12 protein-coding genes are annotated in these 13,818 nt (G+C 46.0%); 9 read left to right on the top strand and 3 right to left on the bottom strand.

Annotated features, from left to right (window positions below; all coding sequences use genetic code 11):
- Positions 1-77: 77 nt before the first annotated feature.
- Positions 78-563, top strand: coding sequence for a thiol peroxidase (gene tpx / locus ACHBIE_RS04215; RefSeq protein WP_105123546.1), 486 nt, complete (start codon positions 78-80; stop codon positions 561-563).
- A gap of 67 nt (positions 564-630) precedes the next feature.
- On the opposite strand, the gene ACHBIE_RS04210 is transcribed toward tpx, so the two are convergent.
- From ACHBIE_RS04210 to ACHBIE_RS04200, 3 genes are read right to left on the bottom strand one after another with little or no spacing between them, the layout of a single operon-like run.
- Entirely contained in the window at positions 631-1,512 is an 882-nt protein-coding gene (locus ACHBIE_RS04210) for a hypothetical protein (protein WP_394732782.1), read from the bottom strand.
- Positions 1,513-1,524: 12 nt separating this feature from the next.
- Positions 1,525-2,385 (bottom strand): ABC transporter ATP-binding protein, encoded by an 861-nt coding sequence (locus tag ACHBIE_RS04205; protein ID WP_394732781.1) that lies wholly within the window; start codon positions 2,383-2,385, stop codon positions 1,525-1,527.
- A gap of 2 nt (positions 2,386-2,387) precedes the next feature.
- On the bottom strand, positions 2,388-3,605 hold the full coding sequence (locus ACHBIE_RS04200; RefSeq protein ID WP_394732780.1) for a hypothetical protein: 1,218 nt from the start codon (positions 3,603-3,605) through the stop codon (positions 2,388-2,390).
- Positions 3,606-4,100: 495 nt separating this feature from the next.
- Here ACHBIE_RS04200 and ACHBIE_RS04195 point away from each other — a divergent pair, with 495 nt between their 5' ends.
- From ACHBIE_RS04195 to ACHBIE_RS04160, 8 genes are all read left to right on the top strand, one after another.
- Entirely contained in the window at positions 4,101-4,976 is an 876-nt protein-coding gene (locus tag ACHBIE_RS04195; protein WP_105110428.1) for a helix-turn-helix domain-containing protein, read from the top strand.
- Between the two features lie 222 nt (positions 4,977-5,198).
- Positions 5,199-5,534, top strand: a complete 336-nt coding sequence (locus ACHBIE_RS04190) for a helicase BlpT (protein WP_394732779.1) — start codon at positions 5,199-5,201, stop codon at positions 5,532-5,534.
- A gap of 68 nt (positions 5,535-5,602) precedes the next feature.
- On the top strand, positions 5,603-6,304 hold the full coding sequence (locus ACHBIE_RS04185; protein ID WP_394732778.1) for an ABC transporter ATP-binding protein: 702 nt from the start codon (positions 5,603-5,605) through the stop codon (positions 6,302-6,304).
- 9 nt (positions 6,305-6,313) lie between these two features.
- Positions 6,314-9,511 (top strand): FtsX-like permease family protein, encoded by a 3,198-nt coding sequence (locus ACHBIE_RS04180; protein ID WP_394732777.1) that lies wholly within the window; start codon positions 6,314-6,316, stop codon positions 9,509-9,511.
- A gap of 108 nt (positions 9,512-9,619) precedes the next feature.
- On the top strand, positions 9,620-12,256 hold the full coding sequence (gene polA, locus ACHBIE_RS04175) for a DNA polymerase I (protein WP_394732776.1): 2,637 nt from the start codon (positions 9,620-9,622) through the stop codon (positions 12,254-12,256).
- Entirely contained in the window at positions 12,243-13,019 is a 777-nt protein-coding gene (locus ACHBIE_RS04170) for a glucose-6-phosphate isomerase (RefSeq protein WP_394732775.1), read from the top strand. Before polA ends, ACHBIE_RS04170 begins: the two co-directional genes overlap by 14 nt.
- A 19-nt stretch (positions 13,020-13,038) precedes the next feature.
- Positions 13,039-13,305 (top strand): hypothetical protein, encoded by a 267-nt coding sequence (locus ACHBIE_RS04165; RefSeq protein ID WP_394732774.1) that lies wholly within the window; start codon positions 13,039-13,041, stop codon positions 13,303-13,305.
- A 12-nt stretch (positions 13,306-13,317) separates the two neighbouring features.
- The gene (locus ACHBIE_RS04160; protein ID WP_125266054.1) at positions 13,318-13,752 is read left to right on the top strand and encodes a CoA-binding protein; all 435 of its coding nucleotides are present in this window, start codon (positions 13,318-13,320) and stop codon (positions 13,750-13,752) included.
- Positions 13,753-13,818: the final 66 nt, after the last annotated feature.

Below are 13,818 nucleotides of genomic sequence, written 5' to 3'. Positions count from 1 at the left end.
ACATCTTTAGTCAAATTAGTGGTAATTTTTTCAAAAAACGCTTACAATGGGTATAGCAATCGGAAGGAGATTGAAAAATGACGACATTTATTGGAAAAGAAGTGACCCTAGTAGGTCCACGTTTGCAGGTTGGTGACAAGGCGCCTGACTTTGTCCTCATGGACAATGAACTCAATCTCAAGAGTCTCAAGGACTATGGCAAGAAGACCAAGATTATCAGCGTCGTGCCGTCCATTGATACAGGTATTTGTGATACCCAAACCCGCCGTTTCAATGAAGAGCTGGCTGGCAAGGAAAACACAGTGGTTATCACGGTTTCTGTCGACCTGCCCTTTGCCCAAAAGCGCTGGTGTGGAAATTCTGGCCTGGAGTCTGCAGTGACCCTGTCCGACTATTATGACCATGCCTTTGGAAAATCCTATGGCCTTCTCATGCAGGAGTGGAACCTCTTGGCGCGTGCGGTCTTTGTCTTGGATCTGGACAATGTCATTACCTATGTTGAGTATCTGGACAATGTCAACGAACATCCTAACTATGTTGCGGCTTTGGAAGCTGTTAAATAAAAGAATATAACGGTGTCTGAACAGGCATCGTTTTTTGCGTTCAAAAAGCCACCATTTCCGAGGTGGCTTATTTTCGCTTGTATGTTTGTAGGACTTTAGCCGTTGCTAATCGGATAAAGGTCAGATAGAAAACTGTCACTCCAGCCATTACCAGCAGGAGTTTCTGTAATTGTTCCCTGATAGATATGGTAGATAGAGTATTAGTGCCGACTAGTAGAGGATAGTCTTCTTGGAAGGTAAATTGGAACTGATGTGCCAATAGAAGTAGCATGAACAGGATGAGAGCATAGATAGCAACTTGGAGGAGAAGAGCAAGTAAGGTCAGGCTAGTGGCATATTGACCAGGGGATAGTCCATTGATAAAGAGGAGACCACGATGTTTAGAAAGGTCAGTCATGAGGAGCCAGACTATCAAAGAGCAGATGACAAGGGGGATGATATAGATACTGGTAGGAAGAAGTTGCAAGAAGGTCATATAAAAGTCCTTGGGAGCAGTAGAGTAGTGAAAAGCAAGAGCTTGCTCTAGAACTTTTTTATAGACTGTGATACGTTCTGCCAGTTCGCTGTTCGTAAAATGGTTGATATTATGCCCCTTTGCCTCCCAGTTTTGCAAGGTCTGGTAGAGTTCTAACTCCGTTTCCAAGACCTCCTGACTTTTTCCTTGGATATGTTCCTTTTCTAAGTAGGTGGTCGTCAGTTCCAAGAGTTTTTTATAATAATCCATGCTTTCCTGGTCTAAGGCTTGGACTTCCTTATCGTCAGCATACAAGACAATTTCAGCTTCTTTTTTGATTTGTATGATACGGGTTCGATCCTCAAATCGTAGGTTTTCGGCCTCTAGAACATTCCGATAGGACAGAGCAAGTGGGATAAGAGCCACAGCAGTCATGAGGGCTAGAAAAATAGCATTACGTTTCAGTCGTAGAATGAAAAGAGTTAGGGTGTTCATAGTCAGACCTCCCTATTCAAATAGTTCTTTATAGATTTCTTCGGACTGGTGCTCCTGAATGCTAATATCCAAAATTTTCACCTGACAAGTCATGACTTGGTCAAGGTAGAAATGCAGACTATGAACACTGGTATCTACCTGAATGCTATCATTGACCAAAGTCAATCCCTCTACTTGTCTAAGTTTCTGATAAACTGTCTGATTGTCACTAGTCTGAACGGTATATTGTCGCCCAACCTGTTCCAGTTTCCACTCAATGATTTTTCCCTGTTTAAGAAAGAGCAGTTGGTCGGTTAGTTGGTCCACTTCGTTTAATTGGTGGGAAGACACGATAATGGTTGAACCATTTTTGGCTAGTTTCTGGAGCAATTTTCTGGTCTGGATGTAGCTGGTTGGGTCCAAGCCGTTCAAGGGTTCATCCAAGAGCATGACCTGGGGCTTGTTCATAATACCGATAGCCAGCAGGAGATGTTGTTTCATTCCTAGGGAATAATTTTTGACAGGGATATTCACATAATCACGGATGCCGATTTCTTGGATGACTTCCTCAATCCGCTCTTTTGGTAAACCTTGGATAGTTTGGACCAATCGCAAATGCTCCAGCCCCGTCAATTCAGGGTAGAGGACACGGTTGTCCTGCAGGTAGGCAAAGGTTTGGTAGACAGTTGGATTATCGTGCTTTTTGCCATTTATTGAAATCTCTCCCGAATCAAAGGTTTGCAGGTTGGCAATGCAGTCTAGGAGGGTTGTCTTTCCAGAACCGTTTGGTCCAATCAAGGCCCAGATTCCAGGTTCCACCAGTTCTAGGTTTAGCTGGTCTAGTATTTTCTTTTTTCCGTAGGATTTGCACAAATTGTGAATGGATAATCGCATGGTTAGACCTCACTTTTTCTTGTCAGGAGATAGAATTGCAGGATATAGATGAGCAGGTTACTGATGAGAAGAACCATAAAGACTTTTGGAATGCTGTATCCTGTTAATTGTTGGTAGATGATAGCACTTCCGTCCGCCAGATTGCCTGCATTCCAAAGGCTGAATGGATTGAAGATATGGGGATAGAAGTTGGCAGAGATGACAAGTCCTAGTGTGACAACCAGTCCAGCCAGTCCATTTTTTAAGACTCTAGCCAAGGTCTGTGCCACTCCCAGCAGAAATAGAAGGTAGAGATAGTGCATGCCACAGGCCAGCAAGATGACTTGATATATAGGTTTAATGGCTGTAGTGATAAAACTGTAAGCCAGTCCACTACTGCTATAGGTGGTAACGGGATAGATCCAGCTACTATTGCCATTTAGCAAAAATGCGATGAGCAAATGGCTCAGATAGAGGGTGAGAAAGAGGGCAGTATAGAGTGTTAGGAAGGCTAGGTATTTATTGGTTGTGATTCGGATTCTAGTCAGCCCTAGGGTCTGTAAAAGGCGAATCTGCCGGCTAGTTCCCTGCTGGTCTTTGATGAAAAAATTGGTGAAAGTTAAGAGAAAGAGGGGAAGGGTGATGACCAGGCCCAGCTGTTTTTGTCCCTGCCAGATTTCATGACTGGTTCCTTTTAAGGCCTGCTGGCCCAGGCTCTTGACGATTTCTCTATCTGTTGGTGTTTGGGGATGTTCAAAGGCTGTTAGGTAAAGCTCAGTTGGAAAGGCTGAGGGTATCTCCTTTTCTAGCAGATACTTGGAAATCAAGTAGGTATTTTCGATAGTTTGTGGGGTAAATTCATAGCTTCGGTAGGAATGGCTGATGTATTGGCCATCCCGCTGATAGTGCTGGATATTTTTCTCATAAAAATAGGTCCAGTCCTCCTTCTTGACCGCCTCAATCTCCTTTTGGTAGTTGGCAATATAGTCTGTAAAGAAGTCCTTTTCAGCCTGATAATCTTCTTTGCTGAGGGCTTGTTTCTGATACTGTGTTTCTAAATCTTGTATGATATTTTCAAATTTTTGAATGTATTGTTCATAGTTCTGGATGACCTTTAATTTAGCTTGCCGATTGTGGTAGCCTGCTAGAAATGAACTAGACAGGATGGCAATCAGCATGACCAAGATAGCGAACAAGTTTTTCTTGCTACGGAAAAATAGCTTACCTTCAATTTGAAACATAGATACCTCCAAAAGAGAAGAGATTGTAGGGACAGGTATTAATTTTTATCTAGAGATAGTTCCTGAATAATATGCTAAGTAACTACCGTCACTAGTTTTTTGATAATCGGTTAAGCATAAAGAGCCAGAATATCTTACGCTATTTCGGTATTCTGTCTATTATTTAGTTTGAGTTAGATTACGAACTACAAAAAATTTTCTGTCAATGTAATAGGAACGAGGGATTGCTGCCACTCTTAGAGAGGTTTCAGCATTTACAGATAGAGTTGTAGTTGTTGCTAGTATAGGGCTAATGATAGATAGTAGCAAGGCTGAACGCAAAACAATCTTTTTTATGTTGTATTCTCCATTCTTTTGTAGAAAACCTCTTTTCTGCATACTATTATATTAATTTTTTTAAATGTAGTCAATATAAAAATGAAAATTTTAATATAAAAATGAGTAAATTCATTCCGGAATAGTGTATAATATTATTAAATAAATTTGGAGTATGTTATGAATAGTATAAGTGGTAGTCGTTTTAAGCAACGAAGAAAAGAACTTGGACTGACTCAGAGTGCTTTAGCTAAGGATATTTGTGAGCAGAGTTTGATTAGTAGAATCGAAAATACCAACCTTTCTCCCTCATCGGAAATTCTTTTCCTATTGTCTAATAGGCTGGGTGTGACCATGAATTATTTTTTTGAGGAATTTGTTCAAGAAAGTAGACATAGTATAGGGAAAATACGAACTATTTTCTCCCAACAATTGCTTCTCAGAAATTATGAAATTGTAGAGCAATTGTATGTGAAAGAGGTGGAAAGCAAGCACTTATTGAATGAGGAAGATAAGGCCTATTTAGATTATATTTTTATCTTGGTTCGATTTTACTTATACAATGAAAGGGATTTTGCGACAAAAGAGTTTGATAGACTAAGTGCCATTATCGCTCCTCATTACTATTTTTATTTAGATTTTTTGAACAGCTACGCCAGTTTTCTAGGTGAAGTTGGTGAAGATGACAAATATATGGAGTTAATCAGCAATGTAAAATCAGAGGTAAATAAGCTTGATTTATCAACCAATGCCGACTTTCAAGCCTATATAAAGATTGGTTACAATTATGCTAGATTTCTTCTAAAACGAAAACAGACGAACTTAGCTTTAGATGAAGTGACAGAGCTAATCAACCAATTGAATGCCTACAACAGTAGTTTTTTATTGCCAGATTTACTATGTTTGTTGGGGAATATCAGCAAAGGCTTATTGAGAGAAGATGAAGTTTTAGATTTGTATGAGCAGGCACTAGTTTTATACAAGTTACAAGGAAATACAAAGTTATATTTGTCATTGAAGAATTTTTTAGTAACAATGGGTAAGGAAATATATTGAAAAATTAGTTATATCAAAAAGGAGGTAGTTATGAAACGGATAATTAAATTCGTGTGTCTGTTTCTCGCAATCGCAATAGTAATCATTCCCCTTAAACGAACCGTTACGAGAACTTCTGATGGATTTGATCCTGGGGGAATTAATATTATGAAATAATAAAGAACTTGAATATTTTTGTTTGATTTGATATACTAAATTTATCAAAAACAAGGAGGGTCTTTTATGGAAAAGACACAGATTATTCAAGACGTTTTGGCCCTCATTCAAGACTTGAATCGGGCCTTCCAAGCAGACAAACGAGGAACAGCTGATGAACAGCGATTGCAACATAATCTGACAGAGACGACTCGCATATTGTCGGAGGCCAAGTCGGTCACCAATACAGAACTGATTGCGATTGAGAAATTCTACCGTTCGACCAGTTTTTTGGTTGGACTTGGCGACCTGCGATTGAGTGAAACCAGCAGGCAGGCTTGGCGGGCCTTTGACCGATATTACTACCAAACGATCAGAGAAGAACTTAAACTCTATGGCGGCTCTGCTATTGCCCAAGTGTAATAGTTGTTAAGAGGGGGTGAGCACCCTCTTTTTATGTTATAATATTACTAAGAAAAGCGAGGTGCAGCATGTCTTATATCCAAGTAATCAATTCGTCAAAATACTACCAAATGGGGGATGCCACCATTGTGGCAAATGACGGTGTGTCCTTTGAGATTGAAAAGGGGGAGCTGGTCATCATTCTGGGCTCGTCTGGTGCGGGAAAATCCACCCTGCTCAATATCTTAGGAGGCATGGACAGCAACGATGAGGGGGAGGTCTGGGTTGACGGTGTGGACATTGCCAATCTGTCCAGCCATGAATTGACCAATTATCGTAGAGATGATGTAGGTTTTGTCTTTCAATTTTATAACTTGGTTGCCAATTTGACTGCCAAGGAAAATGTGGAATTAGCTGCAGAAATCGTCCAGGATGCCCTGGATGCGGAAGAGGTCTTGGAGCAGGTTGGCCTGGGTCATCGAATCAATAATTTTCCAGCCCAGTTGTCAGGCGGTGAGCAGCAACGGGTTGCCATTGCCAGAGCCGTCGCCAAAAAGCCTAAGCTCTTACTCTGTGACGAGCCGACAGGTGCCCTGGACTACCAGACAGGCAAGCAGGTCCTGCAAATCCTCCAGGACATGTCCCGCAAGCAGGGGGCGACCGTGATTATTGTCACCCACAATGCGGCGCTTGCTCCTATCGCGGACCGGGTCATTCGGATGCGGGATGCGCGTGTGCATGAGATTGTTCTCAATCCTTATCCCCAGGACATCGCCAGTCTGGAGTACTAGGAGGTGGCTATGAAAAAGAAGATTTATTGGAAGGACATTGGTCAGGCCCTGACGACTTCCAAGGGGCGTTTCCTGTCTATCTTTAGCCTCATGATGCTTGGAGCTCTTGCTCTGACAGGGCTCAAGGTCACGGCCCCAAATATGGAGAGAACTGCCCAGGCGTATTTGCAAGAGCATCAGACCATGGACTTGGCTGTCCTATCTGGTCTGGGAATTTCTCGGGATGACATCAAGGAGCTAGAGTCCGTCGAGGGTGCGCGGGTTGAGGCTGGATATTTTAAGGATGTTACTCTTGAAAAGGACCAGGCAGTCCGCCTCTTTTCGGCCAGTCCGACCATTTCAGGCTATCAGCTCCTGGAAGGAAATTTTCCCAAGCAAAAAGACGAAATTGCCCTGTCACCCTCGCTTCAATCATCCTTCAAAATCGGTGACAGGATAGACATGACGGAGCCAGACAAGGGTGGAACCATTCTCACGCAAAACCAGTTCAAGGTAGTTGGCTTTGTGGCCTCTTCGGAAATCTTGGACAACACGACCATGGGTCTGGCCTCTAGCGGCAATGGACAGCTGGCTGGCTACGGTCTGGTCATGGAAGAAGCCTTCGACTCGGACGTTTACACCATCGCCCGGATCCGCTACGATGATTTGGCAGGCTTGGATTATGCCAGTCCAGCCTATGAAGACAAGTTGGAGCAGCACCAGGAAGACTTGGAAAAGCTCCTGTCTGATAACGACGAGCTCCGTTTGGCCAGCATCCAGTCGGAAGGCCAGGAAGAGATTGCCAAGGGAGAGCAGGATATTTCTAAGGCCAAGGCTGATTTGGAAAAGGCAGAGCAGGACCTCCAGTCTGGTAAAGAGCAGCTGGAAACGGGTAGGTCAGAATTTGCCCGTGGCAGAGCCAAGATTATCCAATCTGAAGCAGAATTGCAAGCGGCCTATGACCAACTCATGGTCAGCAAGGCCCAATTAGAAGCTAGCAAAGCAGAGTTGGATGCCAGCAAGCTCCAGCTGGACCAGACTGGTGCCTTCCTAGAAGAAAACTATGCCCAGCTGGAAGTATCTGCCAATCAGCTTAACCAGGCCAAGGCTCAGCTGGATGCAGACCTAGAAAAATTGGATCCCAATGCTGCGGATTACGACACAGCCTATCAGACCTACATGTCAGGCTACAGCCTCTACCAAGCTAAGTTAGGCGAGTACGAGGCAGGTCTTGCCAGCTTCAATGAATGGAACGCCCAGCACCAAGCAGGTCTAGCCCAATACCAGGCGGGTCTGGCCCAATACGAGCAAGGTCTGGCAGCCTATCAGGCTGGTTTCGCTGATTATGAATGGGGGGCTAGTCTTCTGGAATCATCCAGTCTGACCCTCAATCAAGAGGCTCTCCGTCTCAATCAGGCGGATCAGGACTTGAACCAGGTCCAAGCAGAGCTCAGCAACAAAAAAGCAGATGCCACCAAGGACATCAAGGAGGCCGAGGATGAATTGGCCCATGCCAAGGAAGACTTGACCAAGCTGGAGAAATCACCCTATCAGGTCTTTACTCGGTCCAGCCTACCAGGTGGAGACGGCTATACGACCTACAGCAATGCTACTCGCTCTATTGCCGCAGTGGGTAATGTCTTTCCAGTAGTCCTCTATCTGGTAGCGGCCCTGGTTACCTTTACCACTATGGCTCGATTTGTCGACGAGGAGCGCAGCCAGTCGGGTCTCTTCAAGGCTCTGGGCTACACCAACCGTCAGATTATGACCAAGTTCATCCTCTATGGTCTAGGTGCCGGTCTATTGGGCACCTTGGTTGGTATTTTGGCAGGCAATTTCGCCCTGTCGCCCATGATTTCGGATATCATCACCAAGACCACGGTGATTGGCCCTGCCAAGCTCCATTTCTATCCCCTCTGGACCCTGCTAGCCCTGGTCCTGTCCCTCATTTCCTCGGTCCTGCCGGCCTATCTGGTGGTCCACCGGGAACTCAAGGAAAAGCCAGCCCATTTGCTCCTGCCCAAACCTCCAGCAGCGGGCTCCAAGATTCTTTTGGAGAAGTGGCAGGCAGTCTGGTCTCGTCTCAGCTTTACTCACAAGGTGACGGCCCGCAATATCTTCCGCTACAAGCTCCGCATGCTCATGACCATCTTTGGCGTGGCCGGCACCGTCGCCCTCCTCTTTGGCGGTCTGGGGATTCGCTCCTCTATCTCTGGGGTGGTCGATCGCCAGTTTGGAGACCTGCTCCATTATGACCTACTGGTGGTGGAAAATGGCAGAGCTTCTGAGGAGGACTTGGACAAGTTGACTGCCTTTCTCCAGTCAAACCAGGTCCGCCAGTCCTTGCCAATTGCCTTTGAACAGACCAATCAGACCCTGCAGATTGGCGATGTGAGAAAAAAACTGTCTGTCGGTATCTATGTGACGGACAGAGAGGATATAGGAAATCTGGTCAGCCTGGAAAATAAGGCTGGTCAGTCCATCCAGCTTAGTGGCAGGGGCATTGTCCTAACGGAAAAACTGGCCCAGCTCTACGGTGTCGGAAGGGGTGATAAGCTCAAGCTGACTCTGGAAGATGAGCAAGTGACCGTCCGTGTGGCCGATGTAGCCGAGATGTATGCAGGTCACTTCATCTATATGACGGACGCCTACTATGAGCAGGTGACGGGCAAGCGGCGGACGGCTAATGGCTATCTGGTCCAGCTCAAGCAGGGGCAAGTCGACCAGGTCCAAGATACAGCCAGTCAGCTCCTAGCCATGCCTGGAGTCAAGAGTCTGGTGCAAAATACTTCGCTCATGAACATGCTGACGGCCATGGCAGGCTCCTTGCAGTCGGTCATGACCATCTTAGTGGTTCTCTCTATCCTGCTGGGCTTGGTCATCCTCTACAATCTGACCATCATCAACATGTCCGAGCGAATCCGGGAGCTGTCTACCATTCGGGTGCTGGGATTCCACAATAAGGAAGTGACCATGTATATCTACCGGGAAACCATTGCCCTGTCCTTGATTGGCGTGCTGGTCGGTCTGGTATCAGGTTTTTACCTGCACCGCCTGCTCCTGGCCATGATTGGCTCAGACTCCATTCGCTTTAATCCTCATGTGGGTGCAGAAGTCTACATCATCCCTGTCCTAGCCATAGTGGGCATTCTGGCAGGCCTGGGCTGGTATGTCAACCACCAGCTCAGAAAGGTCGATATGCTGGAAGCCCTCAAGTCAGTGGAGTAGAATTTATTTGATGAAACCTTCAGGAAGTCCTAGCAACCTAGCTAGGATTTTTCTTTTTCCAGCCCTCCCCAGCCCACCAAAACCTCCTTTTCATGCTATAATAGACCTATGAATAAAAACAAGCTTTTACTAATCGACGGCTCTTCTGTAGCCTTCCGTGCTTTCTTTGCACTCTACAACCAAATTGACCGTTTTAAGAGTCCGACTGGGCTCCACACCAACGCGATTTATGGCTTTAACCTTATGCTGGACCACATGATGAAGCGGATTGAGCCGACCCACATTCTTGTGGCTTTTGATGCTGGTAAGACCACCTTCCGGACGGAGATGTACGCCGACTATAAGGCGGGCCGCGCCAAGACACCGGACGAGTTCCGCGAGCAGTTCCCTTTTATCCGTCAGATGCTGGATGCCATGGGGGTCAAGCACTATGAGCTGGCACAGTACGAGGCAGATGATATTATCGGTACCTTGGACAAAATGGCAGAGCGGATAGAGACTCCTTTTGATGTAACCATTGTCAGTGGTGACAAGGACTTGATCCAGCTGACAGATGAAAATACAGTTGTGGAGATTTCCAAGAAAGGCGTGGCAGAATTTGAGGAATTTACCCCAGCTTACCTCATGGAAAAAATGGGGATTACCCCAGCCCAGTTTATCGACCTCAAGGCCCTCATGGGGGATAAGTCGGATAATATCCCTGGCGTGACTAAAATCGGTGAAAAGACGGGTCTCAAGCTCCTCATTGAACACGGCAGCTTAGAGGGGATCTACGAAAATATAGACAGCATGAAGGCCTCCAAGATGAAGGAAAACCTCATCAACGACAAGGACCAGGCCTTCCTGTCTAAGACCCTTGCGACTATTGATACCAATGCTCCGATTGAGATTGGCCTGGACGACATTGCCTACACTGGTTCAAATATTGAGGAGCTGGCTCAATTCTACGATGACATGGGATTTAAGCAACTCCGGGCCCAGCTGGGAGTGACCGAGACCCAAGAGGAAGTAGTACTGGATTTCCAAACGGTTACAGATGTGACGGCTGATATGCTCAAGAAGGACCAGTTCTTCTATTTTGAGATTCTAGGTGAAAATTACCACCGAGAGGAAATTGTTGGCCTGGCCTGGGGCGATAAGGACGGGATTTATGTCGGTGGTCCAGAATTACTGGACAGTCCTATCCTGCGTGATTTCTTGGAACATCAGACCATTAAGACCTATGATTTCAAACGTGGTAAGGTTCTCTTGGCTAGAAAGAGCCTGAACCTTCCTCTTGCCAGCTTTGACAGTCGCTTGGCCAAGTATCTCCTGTCAACAGTTGAGGACAATACCTTGACCACCATTGCCAACCTCTACGGTCAGACTAGCTTGGTGCCAGATGAGGCGGTCTATGGTAAGGGAGCCAAATTGGCCCTACCAGCCCGTGAGGAATTCTTCCCGCATCTGGCTCGTAAGGTCCAGGTCTTGATTGAGACTGAGCAAGCTATGCTGGCAAAACTCGAAGAACATGAGCAATTGGCGCTCTTCTACGAGATGGAATTGCCCCTGGCGGATGTCCTTGCCAAGATGGAAATTGCCGGTATCAAGGTAGAAAAAGAGACTCTCCAAGCCATGCAGGCTGAAAATGAGATCCTCATCGACCAACTGACCAAGGAAATCTATGAGCTGGCTGGTCAGGAATTCAATATAAATTCGCCTAAGCAGCTGGGCACCATTCTCTTTGAGGATATGGGCCTACCATTGGAATATACTAAAAAGACCAAGACGGGCTATTCAACGGCCGTTGATGTCCTGGAGCGTCTGGCGCCTATTGCCCCAGTCGTGTCGAAAATTTTGGAATACCGTCAGATTAGCAAGCTCCAGTCTACTTATGTCATTGGCTTGCAGGATGCTATCCTAGCAGATGGCAAGATTCACACCCGCTATGTCCAGGACCTGACCCAGACAGGGCGTCTGTCTTCAACAGACCCCAACCTGCAGAATATTCCGGTCCGCCTGGAGCAGGGTCGTCTCATTCGTAAGGCCTTTGTGCCTTCGCTGGAAGACAGCGTTCTTCTGGCATCGGACTATTCGCAGATTGAGCTCCGTGTCCTGGCCCATATTTCCCAGGACCAGCACTTGATTGAGGCCTTCCAGCAGGGGGCAGACATTCATACCTCGACAGCTATGCGGGTCTTTGGCATTGAAAAATCAGAAGATGTGACAGCTAACGACCGTCGCAATGCCAAGGCTGTCAACTTTGGTGTGGTCTACGGCATTTCTGACTTCGGACTTTCTAACAACCTCGGAATCACGAGAAAAGAGGCTAAGAATTACATCGACACCTATTTTGAACGTTTCCCAGGTATCAAGAACTACATGGAGACCATCGTCCGTGAGGCACGAGATAAGGGCTTTGTAGAAACCATCTACAAGCGCCGTCGAGAATTACCAGATATTAACTCTCGCAACTTCAACGTCCGGAATTTTGCGGAGCGGACAGCCATCAACTCACCGATTCAAGGATCGGCCGCAGACATTCTCAAGGTGGCTATGATTAACTTGGACAAGGCCCTGACCGAGGCTGGTCTATCTACCCGCATGCTCCTTCAGGTCCATGATGAGATTGTTTTGGAGGTACCAATGGCAGAGCTGGAAACGGTCAAAGCTATGGTTAAGGAAACGATGGAAAGCGCCATTGCCCTGTCTGTGCCACTGCTTGCGGATGAAAATGCCGGTCAGACCTGGTATGAAGCTAAATAAGAAAGGAAATAACGTGAAAAAATCAATTCTTCTACTTGCCTTGTTTAGTGTGATTCTCGTTGGCTGTGGCCAGAAGAAAGAAAACAAGGGAACCAATCCTTCGGGTGATGATTTCTCAACTCAATTGCCTATTTTAAAAGAAAAACAAGACACCACAAATGAACATTTCAATGTTCTTGTCAATGTCCCAGTCGTTGCTGTCAATGATAATCCGCCAGCTGATGAGACGCAAAAAGGTCATAAGATACATGCGGCTAACAATGGTGTTGCGGAACGTGATGAAAACGGCAATATCAAAGAAAATTGGCGCTACTACGATGTGCCTGCCAACTGGACCATCAATAAAGAAAACACAGAAGATGAGACCCTAGCTGCGGTTTACGATGTCAAGGAAGGCGCTAACAACTACATGGTTCAACTCTACAATATCAATGCTTTCAACAAGTCACCACTGGAAGAAGGTGTTAACATGAACGAAGAAGAGTTGGCTGCCCGTATGGCGGAAACCAACCACAATTTCATTGAGCAGTCAGTTGTGATCATCAATGACCAGGAGTGGAAGGCCGGTCGTCAGATTATGAACGATCAAAAAATGGCCCGCCTGACCTTCTATCGGATGGAATCAACTGGAGAGTATGATGATTCTGTTGTTGTAGGCTCTATCTACTACTCGTTGGATCCAGGCTTGGACAAGGACCGTACAGCACTCAAGAAAGCTATCGGTCAGCTTAAGGATGTAGTTTATTCCCTTTCTAAGAAATAAGAACACTCAGAGGACGACCATGATGCAAGAATGGCTGCAAACACGGACCTATGGGCAAATGATTCTGTTGGGAGTAGGACTTACATTTCTGAGCTTCCTACTGGCAAGTCTGACCAAGATGGCCTATCTGGCCAATATAGGTCTGGCTGCTACGGCAGTTTTGGTGGCCCTCTTTCCCCAAATGCCAGGTCGTTCGATACTGAGCAAGAGAGAAGTCAGGCTTATCCGCCCGGTGTGCCTGCTTGCCCTCTTGATTTTCCTATTTGTCTATCATTATCACTCTTAAAAGGAGGTAGTTATGACCTATTCTTTTCAAAATCCAGATCAGAATGTCATCTTTGATTATCTGAGAAACGCCAAGACCATTGCGGTTGTGGGCTTGTCTGCTCGTGAGGATGCCACATCCTATCGGGTTTCCAAGCTCATTCAGGAGGCTGGTTACAAGATTATTCCTGTTAATCCGACGGCAGTTGGCCAAACCATTCTTGGTGAGCCAGTCTATGCTAGTCTGCTGGATATTGACCAGCCGATTGACATTGTCGATATTTTCCGTCGCAGTGAATTCTTGCCCGATGTAGCGCGTGAATTTATCCAAACAGATGCTAAAATCTTTTGGGCTCAGCTGGGTTTGGAGAGCCAAGAAGCAGAAGAGATCCTGCGTCAGGCTGGGCGCTCTGCCATTGTCATGAACAAGTGCATCAAGATTGAATACTTGGCCATGACAGGAGCATAGTATTAACTAAGAACATAAATAAAAAGCGATGCCGCAAGTGAGCGGACATCGCTTTTTGAATGGTCG

The sequence above is a fragment of the Streptococcus sp. A23 genome (assembly GCF_043674155.1).
Taxonomy (GTDB): domain Bacteria; phylum Bacillota; class Bacilli; order Lactobacillales; family Streptococcaceae; genus Streptococcus; species Streptococcus suis_V.
This window is presented reverse-complemented; position numbering and strand designations above follow the sequence as displayed.